Source organism: Micromonospora lupini (assembly GCF_026342015.1).
GTDB classification, from domain to species: Bacteria; Actinomycetota; Actinomycetes; order Mycobacteriales; family Micromonosporaceae; genus Micromonospora; species Micromonospora lupini_B.
Genome location: NZ_JAPENL010000002.1, coordinates 1,335,986 through 1,357,051, shown reverse-complemented (window position 1 = coordinate 1,357,051; position 21,066 = coordinate 1,335,986). Strand labels below are relative to the sequence as shown.

Genomic DNA, 21,066 nt, shown 5'->3' with positions numbered 1-21,066 from the left:
AGCGGGTCAGCGCTCGACCTCGCCGGCGATGAACTCCTCGACGGCCTGGTGGGCGTCGTGGTCGGCGTACTGCACCGGCGGGGACTTCATGAAGTACGACGAGGCCGACAGGATCGGGCCGCCGATCTTCCGGTCCAGGGCGATCTTCGCGGCGCGCACCGCGTCGATGATGACGCCTGCCGAGTTCGGCGAGTCCCACACCTCGAGCTTGAGCTCGGCGTTGAGCGGGGTGTCGCCGAACGAGCGGCCCTCCAGGCGGATGTACGCCCACTTGCGGTCGTCCAGCCACGGCACGTGGTCCGACGGGCCGATGTGCACGTCGCTCTTGCTCATCTCGTGCGGGATCTGCGAGGTGACCGACTGGGTCTTCGAGATCTTCTTCGAGACCAGCCGCTTGCGCTCCAGCATGTTCATGAAGTCCATGTTGCCGCCGAAGTTGAGCTGGTACGTGCGCAGCAGCTCGACACCGCGGTCCTCGAAGAGCTTCGCGAGCGCGCGGTGCACGATCGTGGCACCGACCTGGCTCTTGATGTCGTCACCGACGATCGGCAGGCCCGCGTCGGTGAACTTCTGGGCCCACTCCGGGTCGGAGGCGATGAAGACCGGCAGGGCGTTGACGAACGCGCAACCGGCGTCGATCGCGGCCTGGGCGTAGAACTTGGCGGCCTGCTCGGAGCCGACCGGGAGGTAGCAGACGACGACGTCGACCTGCGCGTCACGCAGCGCCTGCGCCACGTCCACGGGGGTGGCGTCGGACTCCTCGACGATCTCGCGGTAGTACTGGCCCAGACCGTCGAAGGTCGGACCGCGCTGCACGGACACGCCGGTCGGCGGTACGTCGCAGAGCTTGATGGTGTTGTTCTCGCTGGCGACGATCGCCTCCGCGAGGTCCATGCCCACCTTCTTGGCGTCCACGTCGAATGCCGCGACGAACTCCACGGCGTTGACGTGGTAGTCGCCGAAGGCGACGTGCATGAGACCCGGGACGCGGTCGTTCGGGTTGGCGTTCCGGTAGTACTCGACGCCCTGAACCAGGGACGAGGCGCAGTTACCCACACCGACGATGGCGACGCGGACGGAGCCCATAGCGTCTGCCTCCTTCTTTTCTGTCACGGCCGCTCTTTCCTGGTCTCTCCAGGTGGAGGCGGGCTGTTGTCTTCTCGTCGGCCACCGGCCGTCCCCACGTGCGGGACCGTCGGGGCTCGGCCGGAGCGCTCGTTGGCGATGAGCTCCTCCAGCCAGCGGACCTCACGCTCACAGGCGTCCAGGCCGTGGCGCTGCAGTTCCAGGGTGTAAGCGTCGAGGCGCTCGGCCGCCCGGCCCAGCACGTCGCGAAGCCCTTCGCGACGTTCCTCGATCTTGCGGCGGCGACCCTCCAGAATGCGGAGGCGGGTCGCCTGGTCGGTCCGGGCGAAGAACGCGAAGTGCACACCGAAACCCGTGTCGTCGTAGGTCTCGGGCCCGGCCTGTGCGATCAGCTGGGCGAAGCGTTCCTTGCCCTCCGCGGTGATTTTGTAGACCACCCGACCTCGTCGGCTGGTCAGCGCGGGAACCTCCTCGGCGGTGGCGGGTGTCTCGGCGGCTTCGGTGATCCATCCCGCCGCCTGCAACCTGCGCAGGGTCGGGTAGAGCGAGCCGTAGCTGATCGCCGCCCGGATCGCGCCGAGTTTGGCGGTCAGCTCCTTGCGCAGCTCATAGCCGTGCATCGGAGACTCCTGCAGGAGGCCGAGGATGGCGAATTCGAGCACGAGCCACCCTCTCTTTACCCTCCGGCGCGGAGCGGTAACCGCCGCGATGTATCGGACCGATACATCGCACGTTAGCGGGTCGCGTGGGCCAGGGCAAACCCCCGTTCCGGGGTGCTGTCGTCACGGATCGTGACCGTGGTCGCCTCGTCGAGCCGGACCGCGTACCCTTCTCCGCATGCGTACGCAGCGCCAGGTCGTCGACTACTCGCTTCAGAAGCGAGCAGTGCTGCGTGAGCTCCTCGCCGGCCGGGTCGGCACGTACGACGTGTGCGACGCGTCGCCCTACCTGAAAAACGCTGCCCGGTTCCACGGTGAACCGACCGACCGTCGCTGCCCCATCTGTCGCAGCGAGAATCTGACCCTCGTCCACTACGTTTACGGGGACGAACTCAAGCAGTCCGCCGGACAGGCCCGGACACTTACCGAGCTGCCCGTGCTGGCGATGACGCTACGTGAGTTCCAGGTCTTCGTGGTGGAGGTGTGCCTCGGCTGTGACTGGAACCATCTCGTCGAGCAGTACCTGCTCGGTCGCGACGGTCTCACGGGCGACGGTGACGGTACTGGCGGCAGCGAGCAGGACGCGGCGGGCGCCCAGGGCGCGGGTCGGCGGAGGCGAGAGGCGCAACGGTGATCCCAGTTGGTTCGACCGGCTTCGGGGCCGAGCACATAACCCGGGACGGTCGACCAATCGTTGGTCCGATTGGCCCGATTGATACGGCAATGACCTTGGCGAGTCGGCACCCTCGTGCCGGCATCCCGGGTGAAGCAACTCACGGCAACCCGGTGGCGGCGCAGCCGCGCCCCACCGCGACCGGCAGGGTGTGAGGAATGAACTCGTACGGCGATCCAAGTTCTGCGCGCGGTCGGGCCCAGTACCCGGGTCCGAACGGCGACCCCGGGCCGGGTGCGGACGACGCGTACCGCCGACCCGGAGGTGACTCTCGTGCAGGCGGCTGGTCCGCCTCTGAGGAGCCCGCGGCGCCCCCCGGCCGGGCCTCGGTGACACCGCCGCCCGCCGGTGGTCGTGCGTCGGTGGGTGGTTCGGCGTCCGTGCCGCCTCGCGGTGGTGCCGCCGCCGGTTCCGCATCGGTGGGTTCGGCCACGCCCGGTCGGAGCGGCCGGGCCTCGGTGCCGGTGTCGCCGGCGCCGGGCGCGGCGGCCGGACGGGCCGGCGCGGGTCGGGCCTCGGTGCCGGTGTCACCGGCGCCGGGCGCGCCAGCGGGCCGGGCACGTGTCGGCGCCGCTGCCGTCGGCGCCGCGTCGGCGGGCCGGGCCAGCGTCGGCTCCGCGTCGGTGGGCGGCCGCGCCGCGGTCGCCCGGGCGAGCGTCTCCCCGGTCTCCGGTGGGCCGGGCGGCCCCGCAGGACCCGGTGGGCCGAACGGCCCGGGTCGAGGTGGCCGAGGTGGCCGCGGCGCGGGTGACCCGGCCGGGGCGGCCCGGGCCAAGAAGCGCAAGCGGATGAACCTGCTGATCGCCGGGTTCGCCATCTTCATCATGCTCGCCGGTGTCGGCGTGGTCGGGTTCACCTACTACTCGACAAACGTCGTCATGCCCAACGAGATGCCGCTGCCGCTGTCGACGACCGTCTACGCCAAGGACGGCAAGACCGCTCTGGCCAAGCTGGGCAACGAGAATCGCACCTTCGTCACCATCGACCAGATCCCGCAGTACGTGCAGGACGCGGTCGCCGCCGCCGAGGACCGGAACTTCTACCGGCACTCGGGCGTCGACTACAAGGGCATCGTCCGGGCCGCGTGGAACAACGTCTCCAACGGTGACAAGCAGGGCGCGTCGACGATCACGCAGCAGTACGCCCGCAACGCGTTCGCGAACCTCAAGGACGACACGTACGGCCGGAAGGTCAAGGAGGCGATCCTCGCCTCCAAGCTGAACGACAAATACGACAAGCCGACGATCATGCAGCACTACCTGAACGTGATCTACTTCGGACGCGGCGCGTACGGCATCGAGGCGGCGGCGCAGACGTACTTCGGCAAGCCGGCGATCAAGCTCACGCCCGCCGAGGGGGCGGTCCTGGCCGCGCTGATCAAGCAGCCGCAGGCGACCGACACCCACCGGGGGTACGACCCGGCGGTCAACCCGACGGACGCGAAGACCCGTTGGGACTACGTGATCGACGGCATGAAGAAGGAAGGGTGGTTGGACTCCCCCAACCACCCCGCGGCGCCCACCGCGTACCCGAAGGTCCTGCCACCGAAGAAGGGCGGCAACGGCTTCGGTGTCGACAGCCCTCGGGGCAATGTCATCAACTACGTCCGTCAGGAGATGGACGCGATGGGCCTCTGCTCCGACACCGGGGCGGAGGGCAAGACGAGCTGCGTCGACGCCCTGCGGGACGACGGCTACCGGATCACCACGACAATCGACCCGAAGCTCCAGACGGCTGCCGAGAACATCGCCATGCAGTCGAAGAAGGGCTCCGAGCTCAACGACCAGCCCAAGAACCTGATGGCGGCCGTGGTCTCGATCGATCCGAAGAAGGGCCGCGTACTCGCCTACTACGGTGGTGACAGCGGTGCCGACCTCGACTGGGCCGGCAAGAACACCGACAAGAACGGCGACCTGGCCGGTGGCCACCCGCCAGGCTCCTCGATGAAGGTCTACACCCTCGCCGCCGCGATCGAGGCGGGCATCTCGGTCAAGTCGCACTGGGATCCCACGCCGTTCAAGCCCGAGGGCGCCAAGGACCCGATCGGCAACGCCAACCGCACCAACCTCAAGTGCGGCAAGTGGTGCACCCTCGAAGAGTCGACGATCCAGTCGTACAACGTGCCCTTCTACTGGGTCACCGACGAGATCGGCCCCGCGAAGGTTGTCGACATGGCCCGGAAGGCCGGTGTGACCACCATGTGGGGCATCAACCCGCCGCAGGCCTTCGACCTGTCGAAGAAGGGGCCGAACCCGTTCGACAACTGGACCGGGTTCGGTAAGTACCCGATCACCGTGTTCGACCACGCGAACGCCATCGCCACCTTCGCCAATGACGGCAAGTACATCAAGGCGCACTTCGTCGTCAAGGTGGAGAAGCAGGACAAGGACACCGGCAAGTGGAAGGTGGTCGGCAGCGAGCGCATCAAGCCGGAGCAGCGGATCTCCAAGAAGGTCACCGACGAGGTCACCGCTGTTCTGAAGCAGATTCCCGGGCCGAACAAGCTCTCGCTTGAAGACGGGCGCCAGGCCGCCGCCAAGACCGGGACCTGGGAGTACGACGGCAAGGACAACGCACACGCGTGGACGGTCGGCTACACCCCGCAGATCGCCACCGCCGTCTGGGTCGGCAGCCGGGATCCGAAGAAGCCGCAGATCCATCTCGCCAACGGCAACGACGTCGGTGGTTCCACTCTCCCGGGCCCGATCTGGGAGAAGTACATGAACATCGCGCTCAAGGGCCAGGAGGAAATCCCCCTGCCCACAGTCACCGGCGAGGGCGACGTCACCAAGGGCAACGGCAAGGAGCCCGCGGCGCCGCCGCCAAACCCGGGTGGGCCTGGTGGGCCGGGTGGGCCGGGTGGGCCGGCCTGTGACCCGCTGACCAACCCCTTCTGCCCGCGTACCGACGGCAACCCCGGCGGCAACGGTCCGGGCGGTCCGGGCGGTCCCGGCGGTCCCGGGAACGGCGGAAACGGGGGCGGGATCCTGCCCGGCCTGTCTCCGACCACACGGGACTAGACCGGCAGCGCACACGCCGCCGCCGGCCGGACGATCTGTTCGGCCGGCGGCGGCGTTTTGCGTGTCCACCGGACCGAGACAGGGACGTCGATGACTACCCGGAACTGATGAGCGGTCGGTGGTGCGGTGATGACGGCCGATGCCAGTCTGCCGTTGTCCCTTCCACCTGCGTAGGAGTAACCGTGAAACGACTGCTGCTCATCCCCGGCCTGGCCTCGGCCCTCGCCCTCAGCTTTCTCGCTGGACCCACCCCGGCCCAGGCCGCGCCGGCCCAGCCCGTGCCGGCCTCCGATGTCGAAGCGGTGATCGCAGCGGGGCAGGGCACGCGGATCGACGCGGCGACGCTCGCCACGAGCGGCTGCGGATCGTCGTGCGACGGTAAGGATCCCTATTTCAAGATCTACTACAACGGCTCGAGCTACTACAAGTGCGCCGACGATGCGATCACCAAGTACAGCGTTTCCGACTCGTTCGGCAGCGTGAGCCTGCGCTACAGCCCTCGCTGCCGTACGGCCTGGGCGAAGACCGCCGCCAGTGACGTGCTGTTCAAGGTGGTCAGCCGCTACACCAACGGGAATTACCGGACCTCGATGAGTGCCTTCTACCCGTCCGAATACACGAACATGGTCAACGACGCGGGCTTGGAGGCGCAGGCCTGCTACGACCCGACCGGCCCGGCGGATGGGTGGAACTGCACCAGTTGGTGGTGACCCGACCCGTTGTTCCCTCGGGGCGAGCGCGCCGACCGGCGCGCTCGCCCCGAGGCCGGATCTCCGGCACCGACCGCGTCACCTATTGAGGAACTCCAGGGCGTTGGTGAGCACCTTCAGCGACTGTGTCGTCTCGGTCAACGCTCGCCGGAGCGCTTCAACTGCTTGGCTGGATTGCCGGGAGGTGTCGGGCTCCGTCGAGGTGCCGACCAGGCGAAGGTACAGCTCCTGCACCGGGGCACCCGGACTGATGCCCAGTTCCCCAGCGAGCCGGATCTTCAGCTGGTGTAGCAGCATCAACGCCTCGCCCGTGCGCGACCCCAGATGCAGGGCCTCGGCGAGCCGGCAGTGCAGACCCTCGTGGTAGGGGTAGCCCTGGACCCAGGTGTGCAGAGCCGCGGTGACAGCGCTGTGCTGGCCGCGGCTGAACTCCAACTCCACCAATGTCTCGATGGCCTTGAGTCTGGCTTCCTCCCACGACAGAGCGTCCGCCCGCAGCGCGGGCGAATCGATGCCCTCGAGGACGGTGCCCTGCCAGAGGCCGAGCGCGGCGTAGAGGTGGTTCGCCGCGCGATCGAGCTGCCCGAGTCGCTGAGCGTCCTCGGCCTGGGCACAGAGCTTCCGGAATCTGAGCCCGTCGACCTGGTGTTCGTCCACCTCGAGGGCGTACCCCCGACCGATGCGGTTGATCTGCGCGGTGCGCGCCTGCCCCAGGAGGCACCGCAGCTTGCCGAGTCGATTCTGGACCTGCTGTCGTGCGGTGTTGGGTGGCTGCTCGCCCCACAGCACGTCGATCAGCCGGTCAATGGGCACTGGTCGGTTGGCGTCGAGGAGAAGAGCGGCGAGAAGTCTGCGATTCCGGTCCCCAGCAAGGGGTAGGACCATTACGCCCGATCTAACGGTTAATGGTCCTAAAAACGACATTTCCAATTGAGCCCCCGTGTTGCGTGCGGTGCGTTGGCCATTGCGAGCCGTGAATCAGCATAGCCAGCCGTAGATGCCCGTCAAGCCTGCTCAAGATCACGAAGGCCGAAGGTGGGCAGCCCCGGATGTGAGTGATGTCGGAATATCGGCTCACGCTCCACAGTGCGTTCCGCAGGAGAATCGCCTGCGTGTTGCCCGTGCAAGCGAGAGCCGCCAGGGATGGGTAGGAACGCTTGCCGACGACGCGACAGACGGTCGGCAGGCGCGAGCCGTGCCGCTCGCGACCGACCATCGAAGGCGAGCCGGTCGAGCCGGCTTCTGATCACCGTCGATCCACATGAGAAGCCTCTGTTCAGCGCCGCGTGACAGTTCGCTGACCGAATGGTGCCGGTTCGCGACCCGAACGGGCAGAGGAACACATGACTCACCGCTGCGAGTACGGCAGGATGCCTTTTCATGAGCACCCAGTCGACGCCCGGCATCGACGACGCCGGCACCACCGACCACCCGTCCCGCTCCGACGGGTTCGTCCGCGGCCTCTCCGGTGCGATCGGCGGCCCGTTGGGCGACCACGCGACGGCACTCGACCGGCCGGCCGGCCACGAGCGCCGATTCTGGACCGCCGTCCGGATCGTCCTGGCGCTGGCCTGCCTCACGCTCGCGCTGCACTGGGTGCAGAAATCCCCGTGCCAGGACGGCGCCTGGCAGAAGAACGTCCAGTACACGCGGTTCTGCTACACCGACGTGCTCGCCCTCTACTACGCCGAGGGTCTCAACGAGGGCAAGGTGCCCTACCGGGACCACCCGGTGGAATACCCGGTGCTGACCGGCTACTTCATGGGGGCGCTGGGTCTGCCGGTGCACGCCATCGGCGACGGTGACCCGAGCATCAACCAGGGCCAGTGGTTCTACAACCTCAACGCGCTCGTGCTCGGCGCGCTCGCCGTGGCCACCGTGGCGGTGATCCTGGCGTTACGCCGCCGACGACCCTGGGACGCCGCGTTGTTCGCGATCGCCCCCGCGCTGGTGCTGACCGCGACCGTCAACTGGGACCTGCTCGCCGTCGGATTGGCGGCGTTCGGTCTGCTGGCCTGGGCCCGGCGACGACCAGCCGTGGCCGGGGTGCTGCTCGGCCTCGCCGGCGCGGCGAAACTCTGGCCGCTGTTCGTGCTGGGACCGATCCTCGTCCTGGCGCTGCGGGCGAACCGGCTCCGCGCCGCGCTCACCGCCCTCGGGACGGCGGTGGCGGCCGTGGTCCTGGTGAACCTGCCGGCTTTCCGCGCCAACCCGGACAACTGGGGCCGGTTCTTCGAGTTGAACACCACTCGGCCGATCGACTGGGGCACGCTCTGGTACATCGGTCGCTACCTCGACGGCAAGGTTGGCAACGACCCCGGCCAGCAGGGCCCTTTCGACTGGTTGAACGCCAACATCCCCGCCCTCAACACCCTCTCGTACGCCCTGTTCGGGCTGGCCTGCCTCGGCGTGGCAGTGCTGGCGCTGCGGGCGCCGCGCCGGCCGCGGCTCGCCCAGCTCGCCTTCCTGGTGGTCGCCGCGTTCCTCATCTTCAGCAAGGTCTGGTCCCAGCAGTTCGTGCTCTGGATGCTGCCGCTGGTGGTGCTGGCCCGCCCGAAGTGGGGTGCCTTCCTGGCCTGGCAGTTCGCCGAGATCTGCTACTTCGTCGCCTTCTACGGTGAGCTGCTCGGCGCGGCGACCAGCCGTCCGGTCTTCCCGGAGGGCGTGTTCGTGCTGGCCTCGACGCTGCGGCTGGCGACAGTGGTGACCCTCTGCGTGCTGGTCATCCGGGAGATCCTGCACCCCGAGCAGGACGCGGTACGGGCCACCTATGCCGACGACCCGGACGGCGGCGTGCTCGACGGCGCACCCGACGTCGGCTGGGTCGACCGCTTCCGCCTGCGGCCCAGCGCAACGACGACGGTCGCCGAGGGGGAGGACGTGCGGGTCTGACACCGTGTCGTGCGGCGCCGTCAGGTCGATGGCCGGGTGATCGAGAACTGCTGGCCGACAGGGAACTCAGACCTGGCCGCCCGACGGGAGCCGTCCCGGAGGGACGATCACTTCCGTAGGCCGACCGTCGCGTCCGCCTGGCCGAGTTCCCGGTCGAGGCCGACGTCACATTCGGTGTCCGCCATCGTCACCTCCGGCTCTGTGCCCCGGACGCCGCTGATCCGTACACACAGCCGCGCCGTCACCTCGGCGGGCGCGAGTCCTCCGGCGTAGCCGGTGCCGTCGAAGGCTATGTCCAGCCATATCCGATCACCCGGTTCGGACCGGCGACCGAAGACGAACCCGTTGCGCTCCCCGCTCTCCACCAACTCGGCGATTGCACCGAGCAGCGCCTCCTGGCGCGGGGCCCCCGGGTCGGCCAGCGCGTTCGACATCGCCTGCCGGGACCGTTCGGCCTTCTCGCGGACCACTGCGGTGGCCTTCTCCGTGGCCTCCCGCTCCTGGTCGGGGGCACCGCAGCCGAGGCTCGACGCGGCCAGGGCCGTGCCCGCGAGAAGGCCGAGCAGCCTTCTCGCGGGCACGGGTGATAGGGGTCTGGTCAAAGCCCCATCTTTCCGCGCGTGACGTCGTTCATCACCTGAGCGTAGATACCGGCGCCACTGATCTTCGGGTGGAATGACTGCTGTGAGGCCCCATAGACGTTCCACGAGTCCGGTATCGGGCTCTTGAGCGGTCCCTCTTCACCGGCAGTCAGGTCCTTGATGACACCATTAACCGTTTCTGGTGAACCGCAGATACCCTTGCCCGCGAAGCGCTGGATCGGGTTGCCGAACCACACCTGCACCCCCTCGGCGTTGACCTCGTTGACCGCCTCCTCCATCTTCGTCGCGAGGAGGTCGGCTGTGGAGTTGAGCCAGGGCAGTTCGCCCGCGCCGATGCCGAGGACGCAGTACCCTTCGACCAGCTTGGGATAGCCCATCAGCAAGATCTTGGCTGACGGTGCCTTTTTGTGGATCTCTCTGAGCACGATCTTGAGTGATTCCTTGACCGGCCCTTCGATGCGCTTCCTGGTGGCCGTGCTCACCGGTTCGGTGTCGCCCTTCAACGTGCTGTCCTGGCAGAGTTGGAGGCCGGACCCGTAGATGCATTCCTGGACCACCTTGCTGAACTCGGAGTCGTTACCCCCGACGGAGAGAGTGACCAGGGTGGTGTTCTCATCGAGGAAACCCTTGTCCAGTTGGGACACTTCGCCGTACGAGCCGCTGCCCGTCTTGTTGAACGCGTTCGCCGGCGGTGACTGCCCGGTGGGAACGGTACGGAAGGGCAGCAGGTTGTGAGTCCGGGCTCCCGAGCAGGCATGGAACTGGTAGTCCATCTGCGGATCCCAGGAATCGGCCCGGCTGCCGATCGATGCCGAACTGTCCGACAGCACCGCCTGCCGCGACCAGGAGTACTTGGAGCGGTGGCAGTCGTTCTGGAACAGCACGTCATCGCCGTTGAGTTGCTTGAAATCGGTCTCTCGGTAGTAGTCGGCACCACGGTTTTCCGAGGCTCCCTCGCCGGAGGAGTACGAGTCCCCGAGTGCCACGACCTGGTGACGCGGCTTCGCGTTCAGCTTCTGCACCGCGATCGCGTCCCACGCCACATCCTCTACCCCGGTGCCGTCCTGGGTCTCGGTCGACAGCCGGACGCGGGGAGTCCCGGCGAATTTGAAGACTCCAAGTGACACCCAGCGGTGCTCCTGGGTGCGTTGCAGGAGGACCCTCTTCTTGCCCTTGTCGAAGCCCTGTCCAAGGTCTACCTGATACTCGGCCTGACGGGTGTGCGCGCCCTGGTCGGGCATGTGCACCATCACCCGGGCCCAGCCCTGGACCTGCTGGCTCAGCGACCACGTACCGGACACCCGCAACTTTCCTCCCTGGTCATCGGGCCGCCGGGTGTGCGCGAACCAGAAGTGGCCCCCAAATCCCCCACCGATCTGGTGAAAATCGACCTTGGACGGGTAGTGACCAGTACTGTCCGCGGCGAAGTCCAGATTGAAGGTTCCGGCGTTCGTCCAGGGCCGTCCACAGCCCGGCCTGACCGACGGTGTGCCGTCGACGACGTTGTCGATGATGAGAGCGCCGCTCGGCAAGCCCGACAGGCTGCAGTTCGGTGCGTAGCTCGTGGCGTCCTCCTGATAGGCGTACCCAGGGTCGAATCGGAGCACCTCGTTGCCGGCGTCGAAGCCCTCCTTCCACTTCACCGGCCGGTTGTACCAACACACGAGGTCGAAGCGGCCGGCGGCGTTCTTGTGGGCACACGGGCCGGCTTCTTCGCCCACCACATCCGGATCATCCGGAACGTTCAACTCCCCTGGGTGGCAGGAGTTCGAGTCGTCGCAGAAGAGATCAATCGGCGGCTTGACGGTGATCCGTTGCCGAGTGTCGTTCCACCAAGCGGCCCGGAAGCCCGAGACCAACTGGTCCGGGCCCTCGAGCAACTCCGGCGGGTGTCCGGCGAAACCGAGCACCTTCTCCTGGTACGGCCAGAACTGCGGATTCGCCGCGTCGGCGTACGTGTACTCCAGGAAGGGCTCGCGGTCGGCCCGGTACCTCGGGTTGATCGGGTTGTTTCCCCAACCGACGCCCCACGGGGATCCGTTGCCCTGGTCCGGGTGGAAGCCACTGTTGTATGCCCAGAGAGCGAAGAACCAGTGCTCGAGCCCGCCGGGATCCCCGCTGTTGACGATCAACCCGGCACTCCGGGTCTCGTTCCACTTCGACTGCAGAATCTGCAGCCCGGCGGCGATGTTCGCGGCGAAGTCCAGAGCGACGGCACGTTGCTTGTTCGGGGGCATGGCGACCTCACCTTCCTTCTCCCGGCCCGCCAACCGCATACCGTCAGTGACCTGTGTGACGCCGTACCCGCAGTCTGACTCTTCCCATCTGATGTCCCAGTCGTCCTCCTCCTTGGCGTTGTAGATATCGCGGCCGTAGTAGTTGCCGATCAACGGACTGGCGGTGACGCCCGGGACAGCGTGGAAGGACGCCTGCCAGAGATTCGACTCCTGCGCTGCGATGCCGAGCATGACCTGGGCCGGAACGCGGCCGCCGCCGACCAACGGGATCGGCGGGAACAGATCCTGAGGTCGGTAGGCGGACATGCCAAGGTTCTTCCAGTTGGCCTCCCGCTGCACGTAGAGCGAATTGGTGATCGCCTGGTCGACTGCCCACTCGACCTGGCGCGGCTTGGGCTGCAATGCCTGGTTGTGCGGATCGTTGCGCGGGACCGAGCAGTAGGCTTCCGCCTCCACCGGGTTGGTCGGTGAGCCCGCGGCTGCTGCCGAGGCCCGGCTACCCCCACCGGCCGATGAAAGTTTTGGATGGATCCGCCTACCCTCGGCGGCCTGGGCGTCCGAAGCGTCGCCGGGTTGCACCTGGAAATCGACCTTCTTGCCGTTGGCCAACACAGTGGCCTGGATCTTCACCTGCCGTGGCGACGTCGAGTCCGGAACCGCAACCCGTGGGTCGGCTTGACCCGCCCAGCGGACCTCGGTCAACGCCAATTGCCCTTGCGAAGACAGCTGGGACCCGGCCGCCACCTCGACCTTCGACACGTCCTTCGGTAGGGCGTGCGTCCGGTCTGCCCGGCCAGTGATGAAGGCCCGTCCACCAGCGCCAGGCGTGATGCCTAGTTTGGACAGTTGCCCTTCCGCGAGCGTTCGCGGCTCGGTCCCTGCTTGAGGAAGGGCGCGCCGGACCCGTACCCGGTCACCCGTGCGGTCCATGAACACGACGCCGCCGGCACCGTCCGCCTTGAGCTGGAACGGTGTTCCCGAGGTGGAGGCGACGGGCGTCAGCGTGCCGTTGCCTCCCACCTGCACCAAGCGCGAAGCTCCGGCGGCCACGATGGTGCGTCCCACCGGCAGCGCAGAGGTCACCTCGGCATTGACGAGGATCGGCTGCGAGAGTTGGCCTTTGTCGGCATCGAGCCGGAACAGTCGAGTACGAGCGGGTCCGTCGACCTGCTCGTTCGGTAGCTTGCCTCCGAGTTGGGTGAGGACCGCCGTCTCGTCGGCGCCGCACCCCGGGTTGAAGTAAGCCAGCGACGACTGCACCGGCAGCTTGCGCACCGAGCCGGTCACCAGGTCCACCGATGCCGTGAAGCCGCCGCGATCGAAAAGATCCGCTTTGTTGGTGAAGGTGCGCGGCGCGTAGACGACAACGAGCCGACGACCGGAACCGGTCAGGCAGGCGTTGCCGATCCACTGGTCCGCATCGAATCCCGGCTCGGAAAGACTGGCCACTGTCCGCCACGTGTAACCGCTGCTGGCGGTCGCGGCGAGCACATGGAAGCCGTTGCCGTCTCCCGACGTCGTCCACGCGACGTCCTGGGACTCCTTATAGCCTTCGGTGAGGAGATCGGCCCGACGCTGCGGATCGACAGTGAACGACGGGGTATCCGCAGCGGGTGGCGGCGCAGGCAGCGCGGCTGCTGCGAACGCCACGCCGTGCACCGACTGGGGAAGCAGCACCGCACAGGCCACCGCGGCGACGAGTAGTGCCGGAGATCGGGAACGTCGACGAGCCATCGGACTCCTCTCGGACTCGATGCGGCCGCATTCGCCTTCAGACGCCGTGAGCAAGGCCGGAAGTAAGCGCCGTGGTGGCTGAAGTGCGCGCGAACAGCACCGGGGGATCAGGGAGCCCTCAGCGTGGGGGGTGTCGCCATTGCTATTTCATCGCCGTCACATCGGACGACCGTCACACGCTGTCCCCGAGGTGACGGCGACCGATCCCCGGCGAACCGCCCTTGGGGAAAGACGTCAGAGCCGATAGACGACGGCGTCGCCGACGTCCTGGCGCGTGATGCCGAGCGACTCGACAGGTGCGTCGATGGTGATCTCCCACGGCGTGCCGGGCACCTGGCCGCGGAGCAGCACCACCGTGCGGACGCCGAGCGTCCGCAGGTAGTCGACGCTCATCTGGTCAGGGAACGACTGGCTCACCCGTCGGACGTCGTCGAGCTGCCGAGGCGTGAAACCACTGCCGCCGTTCACCACATCCGGGAACCCGCTGGTCGACCAGAGCATCACGTGCTGATCGGTGCTCTGGTCGCTGGGCAGCACCAGGAGCGGCCCTTCCGCCGACCGCATCGCCGCCGGTTGGGTCGGCACCACCGGATGCGGGGTGGCGTTCAACCCCTCGAGTGTGACAAGCAGCAGCGGCAGCAGGGTGGCCATCCGCAGCCACGGCCCCGGCCAGGACGGGATCCGCTGCGCGGCCAGCTCACGGACCCGGTCGGTGAGGGCGGTGACCGCGCCCGCCGCGAGCAGGGCGAGCAGCAGCGTGACCCAGAGCATCAAGCGGCCCGGAGTACGCAGCGCGTTCCAGCCCGGCGCGTGCTCGAACAGCGGCACGTAGGTGAACGTCCCGTCGAAGAAGCGGGTGCCCATCGCGAAGGCCATCGTCACCAGCACCCCGACGAGCAGCAGCAGTCGGTGCCGTAGCCGCCAGACCGAGAAGAACAGCCCACCGACGGCCAGCGCGTAGAGCACGAAGCCCGGCAGCAGCGTCATCTCCGGATGCCACGGCAGCGCCGCGCGGGCACCCTCGTGCAACCCACCCCAGATCCGTGATTCGGCGGGCGCGGTCACGAAGCCGGACGCCGGCGGCGAGAAGATGCTGATGTCGCGGATCGTCCGCTCGGCGTATGGATGCAGCTCGGTCACCTGGAAGTACGGGAGCGCCATCAGCAGGCCCACCCCGGCGAAGAACACCCCACCGACCACGTCGGCCACGAAAAGTCGGCGGCCGAACGGCAGCACCCGGCCGGACCTCAGCCGGCGAACTCCGAACAGCACCGCGACGATGAGCGCCGCGCCGGCAAGGAAGTACGCGAACGGCAGGCCGATGCCGAAGCCGAGGCTGATCTGCCAGGCCGCCACCAGCCAGCCGGCGTACACCCAGGCGTCGTGGCGCCGCTCCGGCCGGTAGCCGTGCCGCAGCGACCAGCCGTGTCCCCGCGCGAGCATCGCGAGGGCCAGCGGGATGCCACCATTGGAGAGCACGTGCAGGTGCCCGGCCTGGGCCAGCAGCCACGGCGCGTAGGTGTAGCCCACCCCGGCCACGGCGGCGCCGATCCGACCGGCGCCGAGCTGCCGGGCCAGCGCGTACGCCCCGAGCGTGGCGAGCGCGTGCGCCAGCACGAACATGATGTTGTAGCGCAGCACCGCGTCCTCGGGGCCGCTGCCGAGCATCCCGGCCGGGGCGTAGCCGAGCAGCGTGTCGGAGAACGCGAAGCTCCACAGCTCCGGGAAGAACGTGTTGGACTGCCACAGCCGCGCCGGGTCGGCCAGCAGGATGTGCCCGGACCACGCCATCTGCCAGGCTTGCAGGCTCGGGTCCCAGTGGTCCTGCGGAAGTGTGTAGCGCGGGTAGCGCAGCGTCGGCCAGGTCATCAGCACGGCCAGCGCCAGCGCGCCAAGGGTGGCCAGGGTCCATTCGTGGACCAGGCGACGACCGACCGCACGAGCCGCCCGGGTGAGCCGGGAGGGCGCCGGCTCCGGTGCGGACGCGAACGCCTCCCAGCGCTCGGCCGTCACCGGCTTCGCCGCACCGTCGGCCTCCACCGAAGTCTCGGTCTTCGCCGGGCTGTCGGTCTTCGCCGGGCTGTCGGTCTTCGCCGAAGTCTCGGTCTTCGCCGGGCTGTCGGCCTCCACCGAAGTCTCGGTCTTCGCCGGACTGTCGGTCTTCGCCTTCTTGCCCTTGGTGGGCCTGGCGGGTCGGCCGTTCCCGGCTGCGCCGGTCTTCGCGTCGCTGCCCCTGGCTGTGTCGCCGTCCTTGGCGCTGTCGTCGCTTGTCGCCCTGCTCGCCCGGTCGCCGCCGGTGGCGCTGTCGTCTCCAGCGGCGGAGGCTGCGACGCGGTCGCCACGCTTGGCCGTGTTCCCTGCGGCCGCGCCGTCCTTGGCCGAGGTGCCGTCGGCCGAGTCCAGCGTCGCGGTCCCGTTCCTCGCGGCGTCCGGAGCGGGCCCGTCGGTCGGGCCAGCGGTGCCCTTCGCTCCGCCGTCCGTGGCGGCGTCGGCCCTTGTACCGCTGCCCCGAGCCGGGCTGTCCGTCCCGGCGTCCCCGTCCGGGCGGTCCCCGGCGGTCGAGGCCGCGGACGCCGTGGCGACCGCGCGAGCCGATCCCGCGGAGGTGGCACCGGTGGGTGGGGTGGCCGGCGGGACCTGCGAGTCCCCGGCGGAGGTGGGTCGGGTGTTCCCGGTCCCGGGCTGTCCGGTCGTCATGCTGCCGGGCGCTCCGTCCCGAGCTGCTGGCGGAGGAAGTCGATGTCGGCCGCCTGACCGGACACGCCACCCGGGGTCTCGACGACCACCGGCGCTCCGGCGGCCCGGATCACGGCCACCACCAGCTCCGGGTCGATCGTCCCGCCGTCCAGGTTGTCGTGCCGGTCCTGACCGGAGTTGAACGCGCCCTTGGAGTTGTTGGCGTGCACCAGATCGATCCGACCGGTGATCGCCTTCACCCGGTCGACGAGGCCGAGCAACTCCTCGCCACCGGCATACGCGTGGCACGTGTCGAGGCAGAAGCCGACCTCGTGGTCGCCGATGGCGTCCCAGAGCCGGGCCAGCGCGTCCAGCCGGCGGGCGCAGGCGTTGTCGCCGCCTGCGGTGTTCTCGATGAGGACGGGGACGCCGAAGCCGCCGGAGTCGGCCGCGTACGCGAATGTCTTGCGCCAGTTGTCGAAGCCGACCGCCAGGTTGTCCCCGGCGTTGACGTGCCCGCCGTGGACGATCAGGCCCCGGGCGCCGATCGCGGCCGCCGCGGTGGCGTGGCCCAGCAGCAGCTTGCGGCTGGGGATCCGGATGCGGTTGTTGAGGGTCGCCACGTTGATGACGTACGGCGCGTGCACGTAGAGGTCGACCTCGGAGGCGCGCAGCCGCTCGGCGTCCTCCCGCGGCTTGGGGGCCTTCCATCCCTGCGGGTCGGAGAGGAAGAACTGCACGGTGTCGGCGGACCGGGCGGCCGCCTCCGCCAGCGGGTCGGTCGAGTCGACGTGGGCTCCGATACGCATGGCAGCGAGCCTACGTCGCGACCCCGACGGCTGCGGTGACGGCCGGCGCGGTGTCGCCGCTCGTCGCGTCACCCCGGCTGCTCGACGATCGTTGATCTGATGGAACCCGGCGAGCAGGGCCCGGGGCTGCGCGTGGCGGGTACACCGCGCATGGCAGTCGGCGCTCGTCGGCTTGGAGCGAGGTCACCCCTGCGGCGCGGCCCGGCGCCGCGGGGGCGGCCCCCCGACGTGCCAGATCTCCGCCACCGCAGAATCTCGGAAAATTCCGCCTTTTGCCCCAACAAGGCACGAGAGCCGTTGTATCGTCAGATAACAACACGATAAAGCTCCGCGGGGCGTCCTCGGTCCAACCTCATCGGTGTGGTCGTTCCTCCCCAGGTCCCACCCAAGGAATGCGGACGGGACGCTCCGCGGCCTCGTCGACGGGGGCTCGCCACCGACCAGTAACGGTCGGGTGGCGGGCCCCCGTCGGTGTGCGTGGGACACCGACCCGACCACCCCCGGGCATGATCGTCCGGACCGGGTATCCTGGTCAGGTTGTCCGCGTCCGGCCGGGTTCCCCCGGCACGTGCGGGCAGCGACGCACGACCTCCTGCCACGGAAGGACCGTGGCCGCTTAGCCCACAGGAGGTGAGCACGTCTTGCGTCATTACGAGATCATGGTGATCCTCGACCCCAGCCTCGAGGAACGCACCGTCGCCCCGTCGCTCGACACGTACCTGAACGTGATTCGGACCGCGGGTGGCTCGGTTGAGAAGACGGACGTGTGGGGCCGCAGGCGCCTCGCGTTCGAGATCAACAAAAAGGCCGAGGGCATCTACGCCGTCGTCGACCTGCAGGCTACGCCTGCTGCCGTGGCCGAGCTGGACCGTCAGCTCCGGCTGAACGAGTCCGTGCTGCGCACCAAGGTCATCCGGCCGGAGATGCGCTAAGCATTCAGTCCGGCATTCAACCCGGTTCGCCCGGATCAGCCTCCGCGACTCTGTCGTACGGCTCTGAGAGCCTGTACGGCGAGACGCTGAGTGCGCGAGGAGATGGTCATGGCAGGAGACACCACCATCACGGTCATCGGCAACCTGACCGATGACCCCGAGTTGCGGTTCACCCCGTCCGGTGCGGCGGTCGCCAAGTTCCGGGTCGCTTCGACGCCCCGTTTCATGGACAAGACCACCAATGAGTGGAAGGACGGCGAGCCGCTCTTCCTGGCTTGCACCGTGTGGCGTCAGGCGGCGGAGCACGTCGCCGAGTCGCTGCAGCGGGGCGCCCGCGTGATCGTCTCGGGTCGGCTGCGTCAGCGGTCGTACGAGACCCGCGAGGGTGAGAAGCGCACAGTCATCGAGCTTGAGGTCGACGAGATCGGCCCGTCGCTGCGCTACGCCACGGCGAAGGTGCAGAAGATGTCCCGCTCCGGTGGCGGTGGCGGCGGCTTCGGTGGTGGCGGCGGTGGTGGTGGCCAGGGTGGCGGCGGAGGCAACTTCGACGACCCCTGGGCTTCGGCCGCACCCTCTCCCGCGCGTGCTGGTTCGGGCGGCAACTTCGACGAGGAGCCTCCGTTCTAATGGCGCCGAGCGCCCGCGATCGCAAACCAGGAGCAAGGTCAATGGCCAAGGCTGCGGCACTTCGCAAGCCGAAGAAGAAGGTGAACCCGCTCGACAAGGACGGGATCACCTATATCGATTACAAGGACACGGCGCTGCTGCGTAAGTTCATCTCCGACCGCGGCAAGATCCGCGCTCGGCGGGTCACCGGTGTGACCTCGCAGCAGCAGCGGCAGATCGCCCGCGCGGTCAAGAACGCCCGCGAGATGGCGCTCCTGCCGTACACCGCAACGGCCCGCTGAGAGGAGGCACCGATATGAAGATCATCCTGACTCAGGAAGTTTCCGGCCTCGGTGCCCCGGGCGACATCGTCGAGGTCAAGGACGGCTTCGGCCGTAACTACCTGCTGCCGCAGGGCTTCGCGATCGCCTGGACCAAGGGCGCGGAAAAGCAGGTCACGGTCATCAAGCGGGCCCGTTCGGCCCGCGAGATCCGCGACCTCGACCACGCGAACGAGGTCAAGGGTCAGCTCGAGGGTCTCAAGGTCAACCTGAAGGCCCGCGCCGGCGACGGCGGTCGGCTCTTCGGCTCGGTCACCTCGGCCGAGATCGTCGACGCCGTCAAGGGCGCCGGCGGTCCGGTCCTCGACCGTCGCCGGCTGGAGGTGCCCGGTCACATCAAGTCGACAGGCACCTACCCGGTGAAGATCAAGCTGCACCCCGAGGTCACCGCGTCGTTCAACCTGAACGTCGTTCAGGGCTGACGACCAGCTGCACCACGACGAGGGCCCGCACCGAGCGATCGGTGCGGGCCCTCGCGCATGCCCTGGCAGGACAGGCCCGCCGTCAGCCGATCGGCTGACCGGTCACCACGCTGATCAGCACCGTGGAGAGACCACCGCCGACCACCGCCGCGGCCAGCGCGATCGTGGCCGACCGCCACGTCGTCCCGACCCGCCGCAGCAGGGCAGCCACCACCAGACTGCTCACCAGCGCCAACCCGAACCGCGGCGAGCCGGCCAACAGCGACTCCAGCGCGCGTGACCGAGCGGAGTCGCAGCCACCCCCGCTGATGTCGGTGACACACCCCGCCGGCGCCTGCCCGTCCAACGTCAGCAACCACAGGAAGATCAGCACAGCCGGCACCAGGTAACAGGCGGCGGTGTAGAGCAGAGGACGGACGGACCCACCGGGATCCGGGTCGAGCAGGTCGTCCTCCAGACGACGCGCCCAACCTCCCGTGGCCACCGACTCGACCCGCCGCCGGACCGACGCCGCGCCGACCGGCGACCGGTCCGCCCGACGCCGCGCGCCATCCGGGGGTACGGGAGCACTGCGCGGTCGCGGAGCCGTGTAGCCCACCACCGGCGACCGGGGCGCCGACGTCGTCGTATCCATCCAGCGCGGATCGTCGCCGGACAACCGCGTCCCGGGCCAGAAACCGTTGTCCCGACTGGACCACCCCTCGGCCGCCGTGAACCGGTCCGAACGGGGTGGGAGCGTGCGGTCCCACTGATCGTCCTCGACAGCCGAGCGTTCCCACTGGCCGGTGCGGTCCGACCGCTCCCAGCCACCGACGCCTTCCGCCTGCGACCACTGCTCGCTCAGGTCCGTGCCGTCCGGGCCGGCCGGCGGCCACGCGTGCACACCCGAGGCGTCCCACGGATCCACCGCGGGCGCGTACGACGACTCCGGCTCCGCGGCCCGCTCCGACCCGCGTTCCCACGGATCCACCGCCGGACGCGTCCAGGACTCCTCCGCCGCCCGCCGGCTGCGTCGCGTCGGCCGGCTCGGCTCCGGAGGAGCCGTGACCTCGGCCGAGTCGGCCTCCAGGTCCCCACCGGACCAGATCACCTGCGGACGGCCTGCGGGCGCACGGCGGGGACGACGATCCGGGGCCGCGCCGGAGACCGGCTCCTCCTCCGCCGCGTCGGCACGCCGACGGCCCGCGTACCCCCGCTCCTGCGGTCGGTCGAGCGTCCACTCCCGGGTGTGGTCCGAATCGGGGCCCGCGCCGATCGCCGGCTGCTCGCGCCAACCCGTCTCGATGGCACGCCGTCGGGGACCCGTCGTCTCGGCGCTCCGCCAGCCGCCCCCCGAACTCGGACGCTCGACCTCGACCTCGGGCTCGTCCTCGTCGGGCGCGGCATGCCGGCCACCGCCGTCGGCGTGCCGAACCCCCGACTCAAGCGCCCACCGCGGCAGGTAGGCGTCGACCGGTTCGTCCTGCCCACGGTCCAGCGCGCGCCGCCGACTGGAGGTGCGATAGCGCGCGTCCTCGTCGTACGGGTCGACCCGAGCGGGCAGCATGGGCTCAACCCACGAGGCGGTCGGCGGGCGCTCGCGCGGGCTGCCCTCCCCGCGTCCCCAGTCCCGGTAACTCACGGCCGGAGTGTGACCCTTCTGAACCGAAAGCGTAATCCGCTGTCCA

16 protein-coding genes are annotated in these 21,066 nt (G+C 68.9%); 8 read left to right on the top strand and 8 right to left on the bottom strand.

Going from position 1 to position 21,066, the window contains the following annotated elements:
• Positions 1-6 precede the first annotated feature (6 nt).
• On the bottom strand, positions 7-1,086 hold the full coding sequence (locus OOJ91_RS21155) for an inositol-3-phosphate synthase (protein WP_007453851.1): 1,080 nt from the start codon (positions 1,084-1,086) through the stop codon (positions 7-9).
• Positions 1,087-1,109: 23 nt separating this feature from the next.
• Positions 1,110-1,748, bottom strand: coding sequence for a PadR family transcriptional regulator (locus tag OOJ91_RS21150; RefSeq protein ID WP_266247469.1), 639 nt, complete (start codon positions 1,746-1,748; stop codon positions 1,110-1,112).
• A gap of 175 nt (positions 1,749-1,923) precedes the next feature.
• Here OOJ91_RS21150 and OOJ91_RS21145 point away from each other — a divergent pair, with 175 nt between their 5' ends.
• The 3 genes from OOJ91_RS21145 (at position 1,924) to OOJ91_RS21135 (ending at position 6,148) form a co-directional block, all read left to right on the top strand.
• Positions 1,924-2,379 (top strand): DUF5318 domain-containing protein, encoded by a 456-nt coding sequence (locus OOJ91_RS21145; RefSeq protein WP_266247467.1) that lies wholly within the window; start codon positions 1,924-1,926, stop codon positions 2,377-2,379.
• Between the two features lie 197 nt (positions 2,380-2,576).
• Positions 2,577-5,438: a transglycosylase domain-containing protein gene (locus tag OOJ91_RS21140; protein WP_266247466.1), complete on the top strand. Its 2,862-nt coding sequence runs from the start codon at positions 2,577-2,579 to the stop codon at positions 5,436-5,438.
• A gap of 182 nt (positions 5,439-5,620) precedes the next feature.
• Positions 5,621-6,148, top strand: coding sequence for a DUF2690 domain-containing protein (locus tag OOJ91_RS21135; RefSeq protein ID WP_266247464.1), 528 nt, complete (start codon positions 5,621-5,623; stop codon positions 6,146-6,148).
• Positions 6,149-6,226: 78 nt separating this feature from the next.
• Here the strand turns inward: OOJ91_RS21135 and OOJ91_RS21130 are convergent, their stop codons facing one another.
• Entirely contained in the window at positions 6,227-6,961 is a 735-nt protein-coding gene (locus OOJ91_RS21130) for an AfsR/SARP family transcriptional regulator (RefSeq protein WP_323178537.1), read from the bottom strand.
• A 567-nt stretch (positions 6,962-7,528) separates the two neighbouring features.
• Between OOJ91_RS21130 and OOJ91_RS21125 the strand changes: the two genes are divergently transcribed.
• A complete protein-coding gene (locus OOJ91_RS21125) occupies positions 7,529-9,040 on the top strand; it encodes a glycosyltransferase family 87 protein (RefSeq protein WP_266247461.1) in 1,512 nt (503 codons plus the stop codon).
• 107 nt (positions 9,041-9,147) lie between these two features.
• Here the strand turns inward: OOJ91_RS21125 and OOJ91_RS21120 are convergent, their stop codons facing one another.
• From OOJ91_RS21120 to OOJ91_RS21105, 4 genes are all read right to left on the bottom strand, one after another.
• A complete protein-coding gene (locus OOJ91_RS21120; protein ID WP_266247459.1) occupies positions 9,148-9,621 on the bottom strand; it encodes a hypothetical protein in 474 nt (157 codons plus the stop codon).
• Positions 9,622-9,638: 17 nt separating this feature from the next.
• Complete coding sequence (locus tag OOJ91_RS21115) at positions 9,639-13,556, bottom strand: SGNH/GDSL hydrolase family protein (protein ID WP_266247458.1); 3,918 nt, start codon at positions 13,554-13,556, stop codon at positions 9,639-9,641.
• Between the two features lie 291 nt (positions 13,557-13,847).
• Positions 13,848-16,310, bottom strand: coding sequence for a hypothetical protein (locus OOJ91_RS21110; protein WP_266247456.1), 2,463 nt, complete (start codon positions 16,308-16,310; stop codon positions 13,848-13,850).
• Positions 16,307-17,098 carry a deoxyribonuclease IV gene (locus OOJ91_RS21105; RefSeq protein ID WP_266247455.1) on the bottom strand — a complete coding sequence of 264 codons (792 nt, stop codon included), beginning with the start codon at positions 17,096-17,098 and terminating at the stop codon, positions 16,307-16,309. The genes OOJ91_RS21110 and OOJ91_RS21105 overlap by 4 nt, the downstream gene beginning before the upstream one ends.
• A 641-nt stretch (positions 17,099-17,739) precedes the next feature.
• Between OOJ91_RS21105 and rpsF the strand changes: the two genes are divergently transcribed.
• From rpsF to rplI, 4 genes are all read left to right on the top strand, one after another.
• Complete coding sequence (gene rpsF / locus OOJ91_RS21100) at positions 17,740-18,030, top strand: 30S ribosomal protein S6 (RefSeq protein ID WP_007453836.1); 291 nt, start codon at positions 17,740-17,742, stop codon at positions 18,028-18,030.
• Positions 18,031-18,120: 90 nt separating this feature from the next.
• A complete protein-coding gene (locus OOJ91_RS21095) occupies positions 18,121-18,657 on the top strand; it encodes a single-stranded DNA-binding protein (protein ID WP_266247452.1) in 537 nt (178 codons plus the stop codon).
• Positions 18,658-18,698: 41 nt separating this feature from the next.
• On the top strand, positions 18,699-18,938 hold the full coding sequence (rpsR, locus tag OOJ91_RS21090; RefSeq protein ID WP_007073789.1) for a 30S ribosomal protein S18: 240 nt from the start codon (positions 18,699-18,701) through the stop codon (positions 18,936-18,938).
• A 14-nt stretch (positions 18,939-18,952) separates the two neighbouring features.
• Entirely contained in the window at positions 18,953-19,399 is a 447-nt protein-coding gene (gene rplI / locus OOJ91_RS21085) for a 50S ribosomal protein L9 (protein WP_007453817.1), read from the top strand.
• Positions 19,400-19,481: 82 nt separating this feature from the next.
• Here the strand turns inward: rplI and OOJ91_RS21080 are convergent, their stop codons facing one another.
• The gene (locus OOJ91_RS21080; RefSeq protein WP_266247400.1) at positions 19,482-21,020 is read right to left on the bottom strand and encodes a hypothetical protein; all 1,539 of its coding nucleotides are present in this window, start codon (positions 21,018-21,020) and stop codon (positions 19,482-19,484) included.
• Positions 21,021-21,066: the final 46 nt, after the last annotated feature.

What these genes read in the sequence shown, in the direction of transcription:
- OOJ91_RS21155 (WP_007453851.1), bottom strand. Translation starts at nt 1,086, where the DNA reads ATGGGCTCCGTCCGCGTCGCCATCGTCGGTGTGGGTAACTGCGCCTCG.
- OOJ91_RS21145 (WP_266247467.1), top strand. Translation starts at nt 1,924, where the DNA reads ATGCGTACGCAGCGCCAGGTCGTCGACTACTCGCTTCAGAAGCGAGCA.
- OOJ91_RS21140 (WP_266247466.1), top strand. Translation starts at nt 2,577, where the DNA reads ATGAACTCGTACGGCGATCCAAGTTCTGCGCGCGGTCGGGCCCAGTAC.
- OOJ91_RS21125 (WP_266247461.1), top strand. Translation starts at nt 7,529, where the DNA reads ATGAGCACCCAGTCGACGCCCGGCATCGACGACGCCGGCACCACCGAC.
- OOJ91_RS21110 (WP_266247456.1), bottom strand. Translation starts at nt 16,310, where the DNA reads ATGACGACCGGACAGCCCGGGACCGGGAACACCCGACCCACCTCCGCC.
- OOJ91_RS21105 (WP_266247455.1), bottom strand. Translation starts at nt 17,098, where the DNA reads ATGCGTATCGGAGCCCACGTCGACTCGACCGACCCGCTGGCGGAGGCG.
- rpsR (WP_007073789.1), top strand. Translation starts at nt 18,699, where the DNA reads ATGGCCAAGGCTGCGGCACTTCGCAAGCCGAAGAAGAAGGTGAACCCG.
- rplI (WP_007453817.1), top strand. Translation starts at nt 18,953, where the DNA reads ATGAAGATCATCCTGACTCAGGAAGTTTCCGGCCTCGGTGCCCCGGGC.